Source organism: Ekhidna sp. ABH4_415 (genome assembly GCF_056161305.1).
In genome coordinates this window covers 217612-237307 of record NZ_JBSWYW010000001.1, presented here as the reverse complement: position 1 = coordinate 237307, position 19696 = coordinate 217612, and the positions used below count along the sequence as shown (strand labels likewise).

The 19696-nt window shown below is 39.0% G+C and carries 19 protein-coding genes; 11 read left to right on the top strand and 8 right to left on the bottom strand.

Annotated elements, in window-relative coordinates; all coding sequences use genetic code 11:
- Nucleotides 1-28: 28 nt before the first annotated feature.
- A complete protein-coding gene (locus ACXAH9_RS01055) occupies nucleotides 29-307 on the top strand; it encodes a hypothetical protein (RefSeq protein ID WP_349565355.1) in 279 nt (92 codons plus the stop codon).
- Nucleotides 308-310: 3 nt separating this feature from the next.
- On the opposite strand, the gene ACXAH9_RS01050 is transcribed toward ACXAH9_RS01055, so the two are convergent.
- The 4 genes from ACXAH9_RS01050 to ACXAH9_RS01035 all read right to left on the bottom strand — a co-directional run bounded on the left by ACXAH9_RS01050 (nucleotide 311) and on the right by ACXAH9_RS01035 (nucleotide 4634).
- Entirely contained in the window at nucleotides 311-1300 is a 990-nt protein-coding gene (locus tag ACXAH9_RS01050) for an aldo/keto reductase (RefSeq protein ID WP_474893035.1), read from the bottom strand.
- Between the two features lies 1 nt (nucleotide 1301).
- Nucleotides 1302-1880, bottom strand: coding sequence for a hypothetical protein (locus ACXAH9_RS01045; protein ID WP_474893034.1), 579 nt, complete (start codon nucleotides 1878-1880; stop codon nucleotides 1302-1304).
- Between the two features lie 191 nt (nucleotides 1881-2071).
- Nucleotides 2072-2689, bottom strand: a complete 618-nt coding sequence (locus tag ACXAH9_RS01040; protein WP_474893033.1) for a hypothetical protein — start codon at nucleotides 2687-2689, stop codon at nucleotides 2072-2074.
- 118 nt (nucleotides 2690-2807) lie between these two features.
- Nucleotides 2808-4634 carry a vWA domain-containing protein gene (locus tag ACXAH9_RS01035; RefSeq protein ID WP_474893032.1) on the bottom strand — a complete coding sequence of 609 codons (1827 nt, stop codon included), beginning with the start codon at nucleotides 4632-4634 and terminating at the stop codon, nucleotides 2808-2810.
- Nucleotides 4635-4886: 252 nt separating this feature from the next.
- On the opposite strand from ACXAH9_RS01035, the gene ACXAH9_RS01030 reads away from it, so the two are divergent.
- Genes ACXAH9_RS01030 through ACXAH9_RS01020 form a run of 3 tightly spaced genes read left to right on the top strand, consistent with a single transcriptional unit; the run spans nucleotide 4887 to nucleotide 7083 of the window.
- Entirely contained in the window at nucleotides 4887-5450 is a 564-nt protein-coding gene (locus tag ACXAH9_RS01030) for an RNA polymerase sigma factor (protein WP_474893031.1), read from the top strand.
- Nucleotides 5437-6516 carry an energy transducer TonB gene (locus tag ACXAH9_RS01025; RefSeq protein ID WP_474893030.1) on the top strand — a complete coding sequence of 360 codons (1080 nt, stop codon included), beginning with the start codon at nucleotides 5437-5439 and terminating at the stop codon, nucleotides 6514-6516. Before ACXAH9_RS01030 ends, ACXAH9_RS01025 begins: the two co-directional genes overlap by 14 nt.
- Nucleotides 6517-6528: 12 nt before the next feature.
- Nucleotides 6529-7083, top strand: a complete 555-nt coding sequence (locus ACXAH9_RS01020; RefSeq protein ID WP_474893029.1) for a hypothetical protein — start codon at nucleotides 6529-6531, stop codon at nucleotides 7081-7083.
- Here ACXAH9_RS01020 and prmC read toward each other — a convergent pair.
- The gene (prmC, locus tag ACXAH9_RS01015) at nucleotides 7070-7909 is read right to left on the bottom strand and encodes a peptide chain release factor N(5)-glutamine methyltransferase (RefSeq protein ID WP_474893028.1); all 840 of its coding nucleotides are present in this window, start codon (nucleotides 7907-7909) and stop codon (nucleotides 7070-7072) included. The genes ACXAH9_RS01020 and prmC overlap by 14 nt on opposite strands.
- Nucleotides 7910-7932: 23 nt before the next feature.
- Between prmC and ribD the strand changes: the two genes are divergently transcribed.
- Nucleotides 7933-8958 (top strand): bifunctional diaminohydroxyphosphoribosylaminopyrimidine deaminase/5-amino-6-(5-phosphoribosylamino)uracil reductase RibD, encoded by a 1026-nt coding sequence (ribD, locus tag ACXAH9_RS01010; RefSeq protein WP_474893027.1) that lies wholly within the window; start codon nucleotides 7933-7935, stop codon nucleotides 8956-8958.
- The gene (locus ACXAH9_RS01005) at nucleotides 8951-9433 is read left to right on the top strand and encodes a GAF domain-containing protein (protein WP_474893026.1); all 483 of its coding nucleotides are present in this window, start codon (nucleotides 8951-8953) and stop codon (nucleotides 9431-9433) included. The genes ribD and ACXAH9_RS01005 overlap by 8 nt, the downstream gene beginning before the upstream one ends.
- Here the strand turns inward: ACXAH9_RS01005 and ACXAH9_RS01000 are convergent.
- Genes ACXAH9_RS01000 through ACXAH9_RS00990 form a run of 3 tightly spaced genes read right to left on the bottom strand, consistent with a single transcriptional unit; the run spans nucleotide 9408 to nucleotide 14601 of the window.
- The gene (locus ACXAH9_RS01000) at nucleotides 9408-10916 is read right to left on the bottom strand and encodes a hypothetical protein (protein WP_474893025.1); all 1509 of its coding nucleotides are present in this window, start codon (nucleotides 10914-10916) and stop codon (nucleotides 9408-9410) included. The two genes, ACXAH9_RS01005 and ACXAH9_RS01000, sit on opposite strands and share 26 nt — an antisense overlap.
- The gene (locus ACXAH9_RS00995; RefSeq protein WP_474893024.1) at nucleotides 10913-11947 is read right to left on the bottom strand and encodes a DUF4249 domain-containing protein; all 1035 of its coding nucleotides are present in this window, start codon (nucleotides 11945-11947) and stop codon (nucleotides 10913-10915) included. Before ACXAH9_RS00995 ends, ACXAH9_RS01000 begins: the two co-directional genes overlap by 4 nt.
- A complete protein-coding gene (locus ACXAH9_RS00990) occupies nucleotides 11947-14601 on the bottom strand; it encodes a TonB-dependent receptor (RefSeq protein ID WP_474893023.1) in 2655 nt (884 codons plus the stop codon). Before ACXAH9_RS00990 ends, ACXAH9_RS00995 begins: the two co-directional genes overlap by 1 nt.
- Nucleotides 14602-14710: 109 nt before the next feature.
- Between ACXAH9_RS00990 and ACXAH9_RS00985 the strand changes: the two genes are divergently transcribed.
- The 5 genes from ACXAH9_RS00985 to ACXAH9_RS00965 are packed head-to-tail and all read left to right on the top strand — an operon-like array spanning nucleotide 14711 to nucleotide 19665.
- On the top strand, nucleotides 14711-16762 hold the full coding sequence (locus tag ACXAH9_RS00985; protein WP_474893022.1) for a GAF domain-containing SpoIIE family protein phosphatase: 2052 nt from the start codon (nucleotides 14711-14713) through the stop codon (nucleotides 16760-16762).
- Nucleotides 16763-16764: 2 nt separating this feature from the next.
- Nucleotides 16765-17106 (top strand): STAS domain-containing protein, encoded by a 342-nt coding sequence (locus ACXAH9_RS00980; protein ID WP_474893021.1) that lies wholly within the window; start codon nucleotides 16765-16767, stop codon nucleotides 17104-17106.
- Nucleotides 17099-17509, top strand: a complete 411-nt coding sequence (locus ACXAH9_RS00975; protein WP_474893020.1) for an ATP-binding protein — start codon at nucleotides 17099-17101, stop codon at nucleotides 17507-17509. The genes ACXAH9_RS00980 and ACXAH9_RS00975 overlap by 8 nt, the downstream gene beginning before the upstream one ends.
- Nucleotide 17510: 1 nt before the next feature.
- A complete protein-coding gene (locus ACXAH9_RS00970) occupies nucleotides 17511-18362 on the top strand; it encodes a peptidyl-prolyl cis-trans isomerase (RefSeq protein ID WP_474893019.1) in 852 nt (283 codons plus the stop codon).
- Complete coding sequence (locus tag ACXAH9_RS00965; RefSeq protein WP_474893018.1) at nucleotides 18316-19665, top strand: peptidylprolyl isomerase; 1350 nt, start codon at nucleotides 18316-18318, stop codon at nucleotides 19663-19665. Before ACXAH9_RS00970 ends, ACXAH9_RS00965 begins: the two co-directional genes overlap by 47 nt.
- Nucleotides 19666-19696 lie beyond the last annotated feature (31 nt).

Below are 19696 nucleotides of genomic sequence, written 5' to 3'. Positions count from 1 at the left end.
GTACCGTATGAAATCTTACTTTGATTACATGAAAAAGTTATCGGTACTCAAGGTTGTTTCCATCATCCATCTTTTGTTGACTATAACCTGGACTATATGGTATTACGGTGAATTGAATGACGGTAAGGGCTGGGGGTTATTATTCAGCTTGGGGCTGGCATCATTCGGAATAATAGGACTGATTGTTAGCTGGATCGTGGGATACATTTGTAAAAAAACAATACAAGAACAGCCTCTACGGATTCAAAACACCATTGAAGCGGCTCTTGTTGTTGGATTTCTCGTTTTTATAGGTCTCTATTACTAGCGACTAAACATCATGATCAATCACCACCTTCTCCATCTCAGAATTGATTGTGTTGATTTCTTCCTTTGTAAGCCTAAAACTTAATGATTTCGCATTTTCTTCCGCCTGCTTCGCATTTCGTGCGCCAACCAAAGCTGCCGTAATGCCTTCACGTTGCACCGTCCAGTTAATCACTAGCTGTGCTAACGTTACATTATGTTCTTCTGCTATTGGTTTGATTTCTTCTAGGAATGCATTGGTTCTGGATCGGTTCGGTTCTTTGAAAAACTTATTATCTGCCCGATGATCATCTCCCTTAAATTCATGATCTGACTTGATCTTACCTGTCAGCAAACCACGCTGCAAAGGACTGTAAGCTAGAATTCCAACATTTTCTTCGAGACAATGAGGAATGATATCTTTCTCGATTTTTCGATACACCATGCTGTATGGTGATTGTGTAGATGCCAAATCAATTACTTGTTCCGCTCGCTTCATCAATGCTACCGTATGATTGGAGACACCAATTGCCCGTATTTTTCCCTCCGCCTGTAGATCTTTTAATGTATCCATCGTTTCTTCGATGGGCGTGGTGGCATCCGGTCGGTGGATTTGGTATAGGTCAATATAGTCTGTTCCTAAGCGTTGAAGACTGTCTTCTACCTCTTGAATAATTCCATCCCGTCCAGCGTAGGCATAAGTTTTACCACCATCGGTAGTCGGAAATTGATATTCTCCTTTTTCTGTTTTCCAATTGAATCCAAACTTGGTTAAAATCTCCAGATTGTCCCTTCCGATTTCCTTTATAGCTTTTCCTACCAGTGACTCGCTGTGGCCAAACCCATATACTGGTGCGGTATCAATGGAAGTAATCCCCAAATCATAGCTGACTTTTATCGCTTCCAGGGCATCTCTATCATCATTGCCACCCCATGCTGCGCCACCTATAGCCCAGGCACCAAAGACGATGGGAGATATTTTTAAATCAGATTTTCCAAGTATTACTTTTTCCAAATCATTCGTTGTTTAAATTCAACCGTATTCCAAAAAACACATTTGATGCATTAAGGTTCGCGGAGAAATTTTGTGTATAATTCACATAGTCATCATTCAGTATTTCTCTTTGATATTCAATGGCTCCCACACTTGCAACCACTGACCATTTAGCATTAATAAAATAATGCAGTCTTGGCCTTAAACTCACAGTAAATGCTTTTAAGTCATTTGAGAGGTCGTAATCTTTCTGAGATCCCACCCCAACAGTTCCTGAGAGAAAAGGAGAGAAATAAATTTTAGAATTTAGTTCAAATAATCGTTCATAACCAAGCACTAGAGAAGTAAGATTCTTTTCTGAAATTGAGCCGGAAAAATCATATTTCCGCTTTTCATACCGGATACCAAGGTAGAGTAACTGATTCTCTGACCTTGAAAATCCCACTAACGGCTGCATAAAAACGTTAGACAACATTTGATTGCTAGCAAAGTCAGATTTATTGTATGCGATGCTTAAGTCAATGACTTTGGCTCCTTTTTTTATTTGACCTTTTAGGACAAAACAGCCAATAACAAAAACAATGGCAAAAAGATATCTCATAAGGGTTTTTATTACAAGAATAATAAAAAAGGCGAGGAATAATTCCTCGCCTTTAACATTTACATCCCCGGGAAATTGTCCCCTTAAGGGGACTACAGGGGTGTTGCTACTGCTAATAACTCATACTCTTCGCTAAATCCACCAACTCAATGAACTCTGCCCGATACCCGAACTTTCCTTGCTTTAGTTAACTATTGTTCTTTTTTCCTTAAAAAATATTGAAATCCTACACGAAAAGAATTTACGTCCAAAGCGATATTCGTATTTTTAGTTATATATTCAGTATCACTGCTTCGGTTAGATTCTTTTCTTCGCGTATAACTAATGGATCCAATCAGTGCATTAATAGCCCACTTTTCATTGAGGAAATATTGTAGAGAAGGAACAAACCCTACAAAAATCTCTCTGTTGTCAAAATCATTCTCATTTCCATAGGTGTCACTGAATGAACTGGATCCAAAGCCAAAGCTTAATTCCATTCGTGGAGCAAAATAGAAACCATCTGACATCTTGTAAAACTTCTGATATATACCTCCTACTCTTGTTAATTTAAAATCTACAGATGAGTCTTTAGTTTCACTTCGACCAATGAACATTCCTAATGCTGTTTTCTCATTGGTTGTAAAACCCATTCCCAAAAAAACATTAAAGCTTTTTTCATTTCCTGAAAATGAACCAGTGCTTGAATTAGCCTCTAGTTTAATACTTGAGGAATTAAAACTACCTTCTACAAAAGAGGTGTTATTTGTGATTTGAGAGAAAACAACAGAAGTGGATATCACAAACGTTATGAGTAAAATTATTTTCATTTTTTTTAAGACTAATAAATATATTCTAATTATCAAGTCAAAATCATAAATTCCTCACCTTAGGACTAAGTCATACCTTAAAGCCCTGTCATACCGCTAGCAGGCTCAAGATGACATGCTATTGTGGACTCATGCTTTTCGCCAAATCCACCAACTCAATTAACTCTGCACGATAGCCAAACTCATCTTTGCCTCTGGATGATTTAGCTAAACTTATTACATCGTTATAAGTCAAATCATTTTTATACTCTGAATCTCTCAACAGCATCCCAAAACCTGCTACCGCCATGGACCAGTCCAGATTATTGCTGGACTTTCTAATTTCGTTTTCAACCACTTTGGTAATCAGTTTACTCTTCGTTCCATCAGGCTCCTTATATCGAAATTTCACAGTTAGCAATTCATCTGTTGAGCTAGTCAACTTCTGATTATTGGATTGATATTTCAAAGGATCAATGTCTTTCACAAATTCGCTTTCTACTCCAACAGGAATGATTTCATAAAGTGCCGTCACGGTATGTCCACTTCCCAGCTCGCCCGCATCCTTTTTATCGTCATTAAAATCTTCGTCATTTAGCAATCGGTTTTCATATCCGATCAATCTGTACGCCTGCACAACAGCAGGGTTAAATTCTACCTGGATTTTTACGTCCTTGGCTATGGTAAACATGGTGCCACCAAACTCATTCACCAGTACCTTTTTTGCCTCTTTCATGGTATCGATATAAGCATAGTTGCCATTGCCTTTATCTGCCAGAATTTCCATTTTGGAATCTTTATAGTTGCCCATTCCAAATCCAAGGACAGTCAGGAATATTCCGTCTATTCTTTTTTCTTCGATCAATCGCTCCATTGAAGCATTGCTGCTCGCCCCAACATTAAAGTCCCCATCAGTTGCCAAGACTACCCGGTTATTTCCACCTTCTACAAATTGCTCTTTTGCAAGCTTGTATGCCAGATTGATCCCGGCTCCTCCTGCAGTAGAGCCTCCGGCTTGCAGTTGATCCAGTGCTTCCATGATCTTCTTTTTGTCATTCCCATCGGTTGGTTCAAGGACTACCCCTGCTGCTCCGGCATAAACTACTATTGAAACTTTATCCTGCGGACGTAGCTCATTTACCAACAGTTTGAAAGCAGACTTCAACAGTGGAAGTTTATTCGGTGCGCTCATCGAACCCGATACATCTAGCAAGAAAACAATGTTTGATGCAGGTAGATTTTCTAACTCAATCTTCTTGCCCTGCAATCCGATCTGCGCAATTAAATGCTGCTCATTCCACGGTGCTCTTGCCACTTCTGTATTTATTGAGAATGGATCTTTTCCCGTTGGATTCTGATAATCGTAGTTGAAATAGTTGACCATTTCTTCTATTCGTACTGCATCTTTAGGTGGCAGCTGGCCATTATTGATAAACCTACGCATGTTACTGTAGGAAGCTGCGTCTACATCAATGGAGAAAGTAGATAAAGCATTATCCAAAACTTTTCTGAATCCATTTTCATGGATAGTGGCGTATTCTTCGGTATTGTGGTATTGTCCCTGATTGTAATAAGCCGGAGCGTAACTCATCGACATGTTACCTGCACCTTTTGCCAGCTTGCTTCGCTGTATCATGGGCCTGCTCACCGCATCTTCAGCCACTACCACCTCCTGCAGCTCTAGCTTCGCCACTTCAAGTATTACGTCCAGCACTTTGCTCCTGCCAACTTTTATCTCTTTGGTTTCATAACCGAGGAACGAAAACACGAGAACAGACTTTTCGCTTTCCACCTCAATCGAGTAAAAGCCATTTAAGTCAGTTGTGGTGCCTGTGCTTGTGCCCTTGATAATCACATTTACTCCAGAGAGTGTCTGCCCGCTTTCATCATACACGGTTCCGTTTACATACCTGGCATTAACATTGAGTGCCAGTATTATTGATAAGATCATTACTAGAAATTTCATGTCATTTTTCATTTGATTTGACATTGGGATGCAAGCATTAATTAGATTCCATAAAAAAGTTTGATTTTTTTCTGAGCCTACCCTCAACTGTCTAGAACAACTATGAGAGATGTTTGCATTGGTTTCAATAAGTAAAGATTTCTCGCTGCGCTCGAAATGACAGAGAGGGCAAACTATACTTGTCATCTCGACCAAAGGGAGAGATATTTACCATAATGCACTAAAAAAGTCAGCAAATATTTTTCTTCCGTAATGACAAAAAGGGGAGACATATCGCCCACAGACGAATTACAACTTCGGTTTTATCGCAACACTGGCAACCAGGAAGTACTGGGTGAGCTGTTTAATAAATATATGCACCTGGTCTATGGCCTTTGCCTGAAGTATCTAAAGAATCGAGATGATGCACAAGATGAAGTAATGTCAATTTATGAGCAAATAAGTGAAAAGTTGCTCTCCACCGAGGTTGCACACTTTAAAAGCTGGCTGTACATGGTGAGCAAGAATCATTGTCTAATGACGCTCCGTAAAAACAATCCGGAAATTCATACAGAAGTTTTTATGGAATCTGGTGAGGAAATGCATCTCAATGAAGAAAAGGTAGTACTCGAGAGAGATTTGGAAGCTCTGGAAGCTTGCATCGAAGAATTAAAAGCAGAGCAACGTCGATGTGTAAAACTCTTTTTCCTTGAAAAGAAAAGCTACCAGCAGGTGAATGAAGAAACAGGACTTAAGCTTAAAAAAGTAAAAAGTCACATCCAGAATGGAAAACGTAACTTAAAAATGTGTTTGGAAAGCAAGAATGTCAAACGATAAAAACCATAGCGAGCAGTTTGAACGGTATCTGAAAGGTCAGATGAATCCGGAAGAAGCACATGCTTTTGAGCGTGAAGCTTTGGATGATCCTTTTGCTCAGGAAGCGCTTGAAGGTTTATCTGTCAACGATCCTAGAGTAGTTATTGAAGACATCAAGTCTCTTAAAAGTCGTGTATTAAGAAAGAAAAAAGGTGGTCCTGTTTGGTTGCGAATTGCTGCAATGATAGCCATGCTTATTGTCGGCACGATAGCTGTTTTCTACCTGTTTAGCGATGTTGAACAATCTCAGCTTGCATCAGAAGACGCATTACCAATGGATTCGGGTTCACTGGAAGCTTACATTGAACAAGAAACTATTGCAGAAGTGACCAATGAAGTCAAAACTGATTTTGACTCGGATGGATTAAAAGTAAAGGATAAGGATGAAGATGTAGTTGAGAGCAATCTGGCTGAAAATGGGATTGCATTACCTATAGAAGAGTCCGAAATCAACGCTGATACAGAATTAGCACTATCGCAATCAGAGAATATTAAAAACAATGACCAGCTTGAAGGAAAAAGAGAAGTTATCCAACTTGCTGATGTAGAAGCTAGGGAAGAAGTGGTGATTGAACCAACTACAGATGAAATGATTGTAATGGAAGAGGTAGCTGTACCTGCGCAAGCCTTTTCTGCGAAAAAGAAAGTGGCTAAGAAAGCTGAAGCTGACAAGGCTATTGCTCGATCTGCTGCAAGAAGTGGTGGTGCTTTTGAAATGAATAATCAAATGAATGTCCCACCCAAACCATCAATTGGTGACAGCCTATATCAGCAGTACTTGAAAGAAGAATTAATATATCCTGATGCAGCACAAGAAAATGAGATTGAAGGGAAGGTAATTCTAAAATTGACCATTAGTGCTTCAGGTGAAATTATCAATATCAAAATCGAGAAAAGCCTGGGATATGGATGTGATGAAGAAGCTATTCGGTTGATTGAAGAAGGACCAGGCTGGGTGCCTGGCAACAAAGATGGCTCCAATGTTGAGAGCACAATAACAGTTCTTGTGAATTTTCGATTAGATTGATATTTTTATTCCATGAGCGATCTGGTTCAACAACGAAAGAATATCATTGAGTCCTACAATTGGGCTGGGGATGTCAAGAAAAAAACAAAGTGGAAAGATTTTGAGAATAGATTCCTTTACCCTGTTCTTTGGGTTTTTATCGGAGCTTTAATTCTTTTTGCGAATTTCATTTTAGTAAACAGTCAATTCGATTTATTTCATAGAATGAAATGGAATGGTGCAGGCTTGTTTATCGCTATCTTAATAACCTTCATGCTCAACACTACTCGATATCATTTTACTTGGTTCTTGTATAGACATTATCATTCATTGAATGACTCTTCAATTCACTTAAATCAAGAATCAAATAATCTGCTCAAAAAGGTAATAAAAAGAGAAAAGCAGCATAGCTCTGTTATCACCTGGGTGTTAGGTGCCCTTATTATGTTTGCTGGAATTATAAGCTACCTTGGCGATTATGATCCTGTTTGGGAGTATACATGGATCGCTTTTATCGTATTCGAGCTTCTTTACTTCAAGAATCTAATTGGCTACTTTCAGGACTTCAAAAAAGTTACCCAACCATAGTAGCACTCACCATCCTCTCTTTCCCTTGCATATCCTGATGGATCACCACATTTGAATACCCAGTATTTTGAAGGTATGCTTTCACTTCTTCACCAAAATCCTCATGAATTTCAAAGTAGAGATTTCCACCATTCTTTAACGAATTCAAGCCTTCTTCAACGATGCGTTTATAAAAAATTAGGGGGTCATCATCAGGAACGAACAAAGCCAACTCCGGTTCATAATCAGTCACGTTTTTAGCCATCTTATCAAACTCCATGTGAGGAATATAAGGCGGGTTGCTCACCAAAATATCCAGTTCAGACTCAGGCAAGTTCTCTTTTAATATATTGGAATGATAGAACCTCACATTAGCATTTAGTTCTCGAGCATTCTTCTCTGCAATTACAATGGCTTCTTTCGAAACATCCGTCCCAAAAACACTAGCATTAAGTTCTAGTGCCAGCGTAATTGCAATACATCCCGAACCTACCCCGACATCCAGGATCCTGGGATTTTCAACCTTGTTTTCTTTGATGATTAAACTGACTAACTCCTCAGTCTCAGGCCTTGGTATCAATGCACCGGGAGCAATATGAAATTTTCTACCATAGAAATCTGCTATTCCTGTGACATACTGGATTGGCTCATGCTGAAGTAGTCTTTGAATGTAATTACCCAGTTGATCTGAGTCAATTTCTTTCTCTTCTTCAAAAAGAATAGCGGTCTTCGAAAGGCCAAATGCATCCTCCAGCAAAAGGTAGGAGATATTCTCTGCTTCCCGTCGATCATAAACTTTTTCCAGCTGTTTCGCTGTTTCTTGCCAGATTTGCTTCACATTCTTCATTCAAAAGCGAAATTACACACTCAGTGAATGATAGCCGATATATGCAACGAGCACTCGAACTTGCCGAGTTAGGCAGAGGAAGTGTTTCTCCCAACCCAATGGTAGGTTGCGTCATTGTACATCAAGGTAAAATCATCGGTGAAGGCTATCACAAGAAATATGGAGAAGCTCATGCTGAAGTCAATGCCATTCATTCAGTAAAAGATCACTCAGTCTTCCCCGAATGCACGGCATATGTCACGCTGGAACCTTGTGCCCATCATGGAAAAACACCTCCGTGTGCGGATTTACTGATAGAGAAAAAGATCAAACGTGTTGTAGTTGCTTGTCGTGATCCTTTTGATCAGGTGGATGGAAAAGGTATTGAAAAACTGCAGAAAGCTGGCTTAGATGTTGAATTGGGAATTCTAGAGAAAGAAGCGATTGAATTGAATAAACGATTCTTCACTTCGGTTCAAAAGGAACGACCTTACGTTATTTTGAAGTGGGCGCAAACATCGGATGGGTTTGTGGCAAGGAAAAATTATGATTCCAAGTGGATCAGTAATTCATTCTCACGGCAGTTCGTACACAAATGGCGAACTGAGGAAGATGCAATTCTGGTTGGGAAAAACACGGCGATTCATGACAACCCCACCTTGACGGCAAGAGAGTGGAGTGGAAAAAACCCAATTAGGATTTTATTAGACAGTAATTTGGAGGTTCCCAAGAGTGCCAACTTATTTAAGAATGAAGCGCCAACGTTAATTCTTAATTCAATCAAAGAAGAAAAATCAGGTGCGATTGAATGGATCAAAACTGATATGAATAATCCCTGGAGTGTACTCAGAAAACTCCATGAAAAAAGGATTCAGTCCGTAATCATTGAAGGTGGTGCTCAGGTATTGAACTCTTTCATCAACGAAAACTGTTGGGATGAGGCAAGGGTATTCACTTCTGAAGAATCTTTTGGATCAGGAATTGCGGCTCCTGAAGTCAATGGTGAAGTAGTCAGTGAAGAGGCTATTTTTGCAGATCGTTTAACTATTTATCAAAACACCCATGGCTGAGGATTTAACACTCATCAAAGAAGGAACAAAAGAAGAAAGATATGAAGCGTTGATCCCTCAGATCAATGGATTATTGTATGGAGAAAAAAATCTTATTGCCAACCTTTCCAATATAGCAGCTGCTTTGAAAGAAGGAATGAACTTCTTCTGGGTTGGTTTTTACCTGGTTGATTCCGATGATGAATTAGTTCTCGGCCCATTTCAGGGGCCTGTCGCTTGTACCCGAATCAAGAAAGGAAAAGGTGTATGTGGCTCCAGCTGGCAAAGAGACCAAACTTTGATTGTTCCAAACGTAGATGAATTTCCCGGACACATTGCCTGTGCATCCGCTTCTAAATCGGAAATTGTTATTCCACTCAAAAAAGATGGAAAAACCATCGGAGTGTTGGATGTGGATAGTGATCAGCTAAATGATTTTGACGAGACCGATGAGAAATATCTTTCAAAAATCATTGATCTTTTGTGTCTTGAATGACAGCTAAATTGTGCGATTGGTAAAAAAGGCCTTCTTTGGATGAAACTCCAGTGATTATTAAATGGTATTCTCCTGACTCGTGTGATGTTGGAATATTAAGGGTTACCGATTCTGTAGGCTTCAATTGTAACCGGGAAACCCATGTTAGCAAAGAAGAGAATGAAACTTGATTGCTATTAATGCTAAAATTCTTGACTTCAGAATCAAATCCTGCCAGCTTAACTATGTTACTAGACGAAGGCGGTACAATTTCTTTTGAATCAGTAGTATTAATTTCAATAATCCCTCCATTACCCGCCTGAAAATAATTTCTCAACTTTTTAAAGGATGCGATCACTCCTATGGTTTCAACGTCAGCTGGATCTATATTTAAAATGTAGTCATAATCATAGGTTGGGATTCCATTTACAAAAAACAATGGAGGCACTTTTAATTTAGTGGTGCTTTCAAGAGCATACATACTAAATGTGTTACCTCTGACATGAACCTTTGGCACAATATCATTAAATACTTGAAACATTGACTTTACGTCATCATAATCATGTGGATTTATTACCCTATCATAATCACCTGAGTAAGTGATTCGTTCTTCATCATCCTTTTCAAATAATGAATATGAATCAAAAGCATCATTGATGACCATATTTTGAAGTTCATGCTTAGCTGATGTTGTTTCCCACCCTAAAAACTCTTCTTTCTCTAAACATTGATCCTTTATTATCGAAACCGAAACCCTATTATGAATTTGAGCGGAGAAGGAAAGAAAAATGCTATAAAAGCTCTTCTTATTCGTCTCTATTAAAAGCTCAAATTTTCCGTTTTCGTCAGTCTGAGCAGAATAAAACTCGTTCATTGAAGGTACGACCATCATAAAAGAATGATTAATGAGCGTGTTATCATCCTCATCACTCAAATAGCCATTGACTTTAATTTTACGATTAACATTTTGTGCATGAGACCCTCCTCTGTGGATTTTCGGCCTCCTTTTAGTTACAAAAACCGTAAAGTTTATCTGACCTTTTTCTTTTGGGGCTGCAAGGGTAATGCTATTCATGCCGGCAGTTGTCATACTGTCCTCTGCTATAACATCCAGCATACTTTTGGAACTTTCACTGTCAGAGGTTCTAATCATTGAGGGGTCATTGTCCAACCTCCCGTTAATGAGCACCGGGATGCTTTGTATGATTTCCTCACCAGAGGATACGGTCAATACATAAATACCAGAAATAGTGCTATCTGGTATTTCTAGTTGCGCATTCCCAATACCATCAGCAAGTAAAAAATTATTTGATCTGGTTAATTCTCCATTAAGACAAATTGTTGTACTTAATGCCTCTTCGTGATGGATATTTTCACTTAAAACACTCAACCTAATCGTCTCACCTGCGAAGTAATATGATTGATCAGTATGTATTAAATATCCATTTTGTCCTTGACAAATCTGAATAGAAATTATCAAAAGGAACGATAAACTGAGCCTCATTGATCTTTCCAATATGATGGTTTAATAGTACGAGCACCGGGAAACTGCGCACAATCATAACAATATTTTGGTGGAAATCCCGGACCACCTACACGACTGCAAATATCGAAGGGTTGAGGCGCATCAATATCCGGAGGGTAAACAAACACTCTCCGCTCATCTATACTAAATGCACCAAAATATCCCAAAACAATTTCCTCAGGATTACTGATATTCCTGACATTCCCGTATATCTGAAATGGTTGAGGATCAAATACGGAACCCTTGGAGGAACGTTGCTGATTTACCTTGAAAAAGTATTCATATGCCTCATCGCTGAAACTATAAATAATTGCATTGAGCGAGTATGCCGACTTAAATCGTACATCAAAGAGTAATTCGCCAACCAGAACTCCTTGTTCATTATCTATTGAAATATTTTCATTAGATAGAATTTTTGAGAACCCACCATTTATCTCATCGACGTAACAATCGTAGGGAGTTTGTCCCAGGGAGGTCTCATATTTAAAGGTACTTTCCCATGTGATTGCTGAATAACTCATTACTGTTGAGTAACTGATGTCAGCCACAAACTGAACAGCTGGGCTCTCAAGGACCACTCCATCATCATTGATCGTTTCCCTGACAGTTTGAATAAAAAAAAGACTGTCTAATAAAGATGGTTCGGGAATCGGTTGATTGGATGATTGATACGTATCGCCATCTACTGATAAGGTAAGTGAATAAGATCTGCCAACAATCCCACGAAACGATGATGGTGTTTGGTAGTTTCCAGGGGAATTCTCTTGTAAAAACGTTTCAATACCAAGATCATCGATGATCATGACAGTTGCACCCTGAACTTTTCTAAATGATACAATCTCGTCATTTGTGAAGGGCTCTGACTTAGAAATTGAAATGGTATGCGGTCCAAAATCAGTAGTTATAAATCCATCGATTACCAAATATTCATCTCCAGACTGAAAGTCTAATTCCACCTGCTCCTGACAGCCTACAGCTATTAAAATGAAAAATATAAGTATTCTTATCATCAGTTAAATCGAAGGTTATAAGACAGTGCAGGAAACATTCTACCAAGAATTGCGAGTTTATACGCCGCTGGTGAGCTGGTAGACCGATCCCCAATAAAAACGGAATATGGATTTTTACGAGCATAAACATTATAAAATGACAATACCCAGCTTCCTTTAAGTTTTTTGTCTTTTTTATTTGACTCCTCTAAAGTCAATGACAAGTCCAGCCTGTGATAATCTGGTATTCGATAATTATTTCTCTCAGAAAAATGTGTTAATAAAACACCGTTCGAAATATACTTCACATCCGGTCCGGTAAAAGGAATACCTGAATTGTAGGTGAAATTAACCCCTAGCTGTAACCTTTTATCCAGCTGATAATTGCCGGCTAGAACGATTTTATGTGGCCTGTCATTTTCTGAAGGAAAATATTTTCCTTGATTTATTGTTTCAGTTTCAAACTGACTCATGAACTTTTTCTCTGCTCTTGAATAAGAATAATTCATCCATCCTACCAATCTACCCCGGGTTTTCTTCAGCATGATTTCAACTCCATAGCCCCTGCCGTTCCCATTTAAAATGGCTTGTTCAGGGTTTGGATTTAGAAATACTCTTGTTGCATTTTTATAATCAATCAAATTATGAAGTTTACGATAATACAGTTCCAGGGACATTTCATAAACATTATCTTTTGAATTTCTGAAGAAACCAACGGAGGTTTGATCATTTCGCAAAGGATCATAAAAACCATCACTCGCTTTCCAGATTTCAATTGGGGTAATGGAGCTTGTATTAGATATTGAATGAATGTATTGATGCATTCGATTAAAGCTCATTTTTACACTGTTGAACTCGTTTATTTTATACCCAATGGATAACCTTGGCTCAACATTCAATTCACTTGAAATCACATCACCCTTCTCATAAGATACTATTCCTGATTGAGTATCAATATCTCTTGGAGCGCCTAAAACGTATTCATTCACTGTTCTTGGTCCTAGGTATTGATAGTAGTTGACCCTCAATCCATATTCTGTTGATACTCGGTTATTAAAGAAGCCTTGTTCCATGTTAGAATAAGCAGACTGAATTCTTAATCTCTCCTTCTGTGGTACTTCTATTTCAGAAAGGGGATCAGCACGAAAATCAAAGCTACCTGGGTTAATGGCCTGATTAGAAAAACTAAATCCACTGGTAAGCTTAGCCCGCCTGGATGGCTCCCAATAAAGTTTGGTTTCAATCGTGTGATCTTGAATGCCTGTTTGTAACTGATACAGTAAGGATGGATCCTGACCCTCTATTTTAAACGTGTAATCTGAAACGAATGCACTAACTCTTGTTGAAAAATCACCTTTAAAAAAGTGATCCCAGTTCAATACCGCAGCTCTGGATGTCCAATTGTATAAGGTATCTGAATCGAACTTAAACTCATCGTAACTTCTGTAAGCAGTAATGGAAACTTTATCTGATGAACCAATTCTGCTTGACCATTTTATGTTTAGGTCATTGAAAGCTCCATCACTTTTTCTTACCTGAAGATTCTTTTGCCTCTTCAATATCCACGACAAGTATGAAACCCTTGCCGCAAGCATAATACTACTCTTACCCTTAACAATTGGTGCTTCCAGTGAAGCCTTACTAGAAACCAGGCCCAAACCAAGGTTAGCCTTAAACTGATCAAAAGATGGCTCTTTTAAACTGATGTCAAGAACAGATGAAGACCTTCCTCCAAAAGATGCAGGAATTCCACTTTTATAAAGTGTAGCACCTCCAACTACATTTGAGTTAATATTTGAAAAAAAACCAAATAAATGAGACGCGTTATAGATAGTGGCTCCATCAAGCAATAAAAGATTTTGATCGTTATCCGAACCTCTGACATTGAATCCTTGCGTGCCTTCACCTCCGGTTGAAACGCCCGGCAAAAGCGTTACACTTTTAACCACATCAACTTCACCATAGATTGCAGGTAATCTCTTTACTACTTCCAGAGAAATAGTATTTGTCCCCATTTTGGAACCTTCAATATTATCTTCAACTCTATTTGCGCTAACAGTCACCTCCTCCAACTGTGTTAAGGATTCGAACATTTCAAGTGTGGAAGTTCCGCTGGATTTGACGAGGATTACCTGTGATGCCTCAGCATACCCTACATATTTCATTGAAACAGTATACAGACCGGGACTAATGCGGAAATCAGCTTTTCCATTTATGTCAGACACTTCACCAATACCTAATTCATCAATAAATATCTGAACTCCAGTTAGTAGTGAACCGTCTTTACCATCTTTTACCGTAAAAGTAACCTTCGCCTGTGAATCTATATTTGGAAAGGAGTCAATAACTATTATATCTTCCTCTAATTGACTTTGGAGTTCTTCAGTGTCAATATATTGGTACTTGTTTTCAGGAATCAGAATAATGAATTTCTCTCGAAAAATAGCTTTAAGACCATTTTGTTGACACACATGGTTTATCAATTCGACCAAATCACCTTCCTGAATAATTGAATAGGTGGCATCCTCGATCCATTCAGCTTTATATAAAAACTGATAGTTACTCTCCCTTTCTAGTGAATCTATTAGGTGTTTCAGAGAACTTCTCGCTGAGTATTCTTGAGCTTCAATTGATGAGATGCTCCCGATTAAATAAATAAATATGAGAAGTCGCACGCCAGCGAAGTTATAACCAAAAATATTTTAACAAATAATAAGAGAATACATAAATGCCAACTACTTACATGTTCCTCATAGAGCCTTTTGTTTCACTATTTTTGTCGCAGTGTCAGACAAGATAAAAATAAGGCTGAGCTTTCTGGGAGCAATTATTTGCTGGCTGCTGTTTGCTGGTTCAAGCATCTATTTACTTTTTGTGCAGAGCTATGACATGAAGGTGGATTTCTCCAACTTTTTCCCTCAGCTATGTTTTACCGGATTTGTGCTAACCACATTCGCGTACTATCGGTACATGATCACCAAGGCAGATTCACTGAATTTCACTGATCTGCTATGGAAGGTTTTCATCACTGGCCTGGTCACTACTTTGCTTTCATTGGCTATTCGTTTCTTCCTCACCATTTTCGCCAATAGCACACTCGTAGAAAGTCCACTTACCATCAATTTTTTCTATAATATTTTGATTGGATTGGTAGTGATTTTCATGGTCTCTACCATGGTGGTTTGGAAAAGGTTGATCCTATACCAAAAATCAAAAAACCTTTTACAGCTGTGGGGCTTCTTTGAGGTAGCTCTGTTAGCCTCACTTATTTTTGACTTCCTTGGCTTTAGCTATGGTGATCAAATATTTAGTGTGGCCCTGGTAATACTTGGAAGCTTCTCCATCATCCTTGCTTTCAATTTGAAGTGGGTGGCCTACCTCAACTTTAAGCAGAAATGGAAAGGCATATTGTTTATCCTTTTGTCGGGGATATATCTATATCACTTCCTTTTGATGCTCTTTAGGTTCTCATATACAGAGGTTTTAGTCATCGACCTGCTTGATCGTGCATTCATCGCCGGGATGTTTGGGTTTCTTTTCGTTTATGCCGTCATTTCTATTCTTGTCACGCTTTTCAACCTTCCAACCTCCTCCGTTTTTGAGCAAAAACTGAAAGAAGCGCTGGATTTCCAAAAACTAAGTCAATCGATTCCACGAGGTGAAACCAAAGATCAAACGTATGAGATTCTGCTTGAAAGCTCTATGAGCGCCGTTTTTGCAGATGCCGCCTGGCTGGAGGTGCGTGAAGAAAGTGGCACAACTCAGGTAATCCGAAACTTGAAAGATGAAGAAGTTAAGATTATAAAATCCGCTATTAAGGGAGAAACCATCAAAGAAATATTGAATCTGTCGCTTAAAAGTGAAGCAAACCCAGGCAAGCTTACTGATGATTTGAAACACCCTCAATTCAAATCAATCATTGCCCTGCCCATTATGGTCCAAAATAAACAAGTGGGCTTTATTGTTCTGCTGAATGAGGTTTCTGAGGCATTCAACCGTGAGATGGTCAACATAATCACCACGTTTGTAAACCAGGCAAGTATTTCATTGGAGAACCTTTCTCTCATCAAGGAATCCATTGAAAATGAACGATACAAAGAGCAGCTGAAAATTGCCAAGAACGTCCAAAAGAGCTTGCTTCCTACCTCACTGATTAACAATGATCACCTAACGATGGCGGCCTTTTCCATGGCTGCTGATGAGGTGGGGGGTGACTATTACGATATCCTGGAGTACAAGAAAAACAGATTCAGCTTGATCATTGGTGATGTATCTGGTAAAGGCACCAGCGCCGCATTCCAGATGGCACAGATGAAAGGTATCTTTCACAGCCTTGCCAGCCAGGGTGTGTCTCCGGAGGAATTCAACAAAAAAGCAAATATTGCGTTGAGTCAATGCCTTGAGAAGACCTCCTTTATTACAGCTACTTATTTCGACATTGACACCACGAAAAACGTGTTGCATTTTTCACGGGCAGGACATTGTCCGAGTCTTTTCTATTGCAAAAATGCAAATTCGGTTGACTTTTTGAAATGCGATGGAATGGGTCTGGGTATGTTAAGAAACTCTAGTTACAGAGATTACGTTCATAGCAATACTGTGAATTATCATGCAGGTGATACCCTGCTTTTATATACTGACGGGATCACAGAGGCAAAAAACCCGGAGGGAGAACAGTATGGAAGCAAACGTCTGAAAGACGCTTTCACCGCCCTTGCCTCAAAATCACCCAACCAAGTAAAAGAAGGAATTAAAAAAGATCTCTCTGACTTTATAGGAGAAATGATAATAGATGATGATTACACTTTAGTAGTAGTCCAATTTAAAGACAATTAAAAATGGCTGAGATAACCACCGAGAAAAACGATGGAATTCACTTCATCAATGTAGATGGCGAGATAGACGCTGGCTCTAGCATATATCTGGATAATGCATTAAAAGAAGCAATGGAATCTGGTGAAAAGAAGATTGTGGTCGACCTGACACACTTAAACTATATCTCTTCAGCCGGATTGGGCGTATTTATTTCTCATCTGGATGAATTCAAGAAACAGAATATTGAGCTCACGATTTTTGGAATAAATGAAACAGTAAAACAAGTGTTTGATATTCTCGGTTTGGAAAAACTATTAACAATAAAAGAAGATAAAGAAGCAGCAGTAGCCTCTTTTAATGAGTAAGAAACTGACCATAGGATGCAGTAAAGATGAACTGGTGAGAATCCGCCAGTTCACCTCCGATATGCTGGAGGCGCAAGGTGTACCTGACCTGCAGGCACACAAGCTCGTGCTAGCTGTAGACGAAGTGTGCGCCAATTTGATTATCCATGCGAATAATTGCAATCCTCATAGTCACATAGAATTCAATATAGATTTTAGGCCAAAGCAAATCATTTTTACATTTAGAGATAAAGGAGTAGGATTCGATATAAATGAATACAAATCTCCATCCATGGAGGAGCTTATATCCACCCGGAGGCAAGGCGGTCTGGGCTTAATGTTGGTGAAAAGAATAATGGATAAAATTGAGTTCTCTACTGAAAAGAATCACAATATTTGCAGGCTCATAAAAATGTATCCTTAAAGTGAGAAATATCCTCATTTTCAACATATTACTAATCTCAGGATGTCAATACTTCCAGCCCAAAGAGCAAACGGAAGAGAAGGTAATTGCACGAGTGGGTGAAAAAGAACTTCTTGAGTCAAATCTCAATGCGCTAATCCCTGCAAATCTTTCAGCTTCAGACAGTGTGGTCTTTGTGGAGAAATTTGTGTTAGACTGGATAAAAAAGCAATTGATGATCAGTCGTGCAGAAGAAGCCATCGATTTCAATGAAGCCAGAATTCAAAATAAGGTTTTGGATTACCAATATGCATTGATGGTTCATGAGTTGGAAAAAAAATACATCGAAGCAAACCTGAATGAAGAAGTGAGCGATGCTGAGATTCAAAAATATTATGATGAGAAATCGGAAAATTTCGTCCTCCGTCAAAACCTGGCTAAGTGTGTCTATTTCAAGATACCGTCAAAAGCACCGAATGTTTGGAGACTAAGAAGAGCTTTAAAAAACTACCCGAGAGACACTACAGAGATATGGGAATATGCTGAGGAACATGCGGTGAAAGCATTCGTTGAAGACTCTGTCTGGGTCAAGTTTGACGAAGTTCTAATTGAGACCCCATTGAAAGATGTAAATGATAAGGCATCATTTTTGAAAACCAACAGTTCAGTGGAAGTATCCGATGAAGATTTCATTTACTTTTTAAAAATATTTGAGTACAAGACGGTTGGTGAAATTGCACCACTTGAATTCATAAGAGAGAGTGTTTCAGACATCATCATCAACAAGCGAAAAATTGCTCTGAAGAAGGAGCTGGAAAAGAAAATTTATGAAGAAGCAGAACAGACAAATGCGTTTGAGATTTATAGCAATTAGTGCAGCCCTACTATTTACATTACCCTCATTTGCACAAAATAATGAGGTGGTGATTGATAAAATCATCGCTAAGGTGGATGATTATATCATTCTAAAGTCAGAACTTGAGCGCTCCTATTTGGATTTTCTTTCACGTGGAGAAATGAGAGGAAGCAACGCCAAATGTCAGATTTTGCAGCAGCTGGTTGTAAATAAAATGTTAATGGCCCAGTCAGAGATTGATTCCATTTTTGTGGACGACTCAGAAGTAAACAGCAACCTTGATCGTAGAATGTCCGTGATGGCACAGCAATTTGGCGGGGAAGAGGCCATAGAAAAAGCCTATGGAAAGAGTATTGAGCAAATCAGGAATGAGATCTTCGATAACATCAAAGAACAACTCACCATTCAGCGAATGCAGTCGGAATTGACTTCTGGCTTGAAGGTGACGCCAGCGGAAGTAAAGAAATTTTTCAAAAACATACCTCAAGACTCACTTCCGTATTTTTCTACTGAAGTATCCATTGCGCAGATCGTAAAGGAGCCTGAGCCAGGCAAAACCCAAAAAGATAAGGTGAGAAACCTCATGCTTGATATCAGAAGCCAATTGGAAAGTGGAATTGACTTTGCAGTCCTGGCTAAAAAATACTCACAGGATCCCGGCTCAGCCGCCAATGGCGGGCAGTTAGGCTTTTACAGCAGGGGAGAATTAGCCCCAGAATATGAAGCTGCTGCACTCTCAATGAAGCCAGGAGAAATTTCAATGCCAGTAGAAACCCAGTTCGGTTTTCACTTAATTCAGCTTCAGGAAAAAAGAGGTAACACCTATAAAACCAGGCACATTCTGATTACACCACAGCCCAATCAGGATGACTTTAAAAAAGCAGAGAGTTTTCTGGATAGTATCAGAACAATGATTCAGCTCGATAGCATCAGCTTTCAAGCTGCAGCAAAAGAACACTCTGATGATCAAGCTACATCCTCAGCAGGTGGATTTTTTCAGGATGAAACCGGGGCTTTGAGAGTGCCGGCAGATCAACTAGATCCAAATATTTTCTTTACCATAGACACAATGAAAATAGGAAATATTACCAAACCAATAAGGTATCAGAAGCAAGATGGCAGTTATGCATTCAGAATCATTTATTACAAAAATAAAATAGCACCGCACCAGGCAAATCTGGATATCGACTATCAAAAAATTGCCAATGCTGCGCTTGCCAGAAAGAAAAATGCCAAAATTTCTGAGTGGTTTGAAAAGGCCAGGGGCAATGTCTTCATTGAGATAGACCCGGATTACGATTATTGTGACCTAGCTAACTAAATTGGGACTTAAGGTGCATTATTAAAGAAAT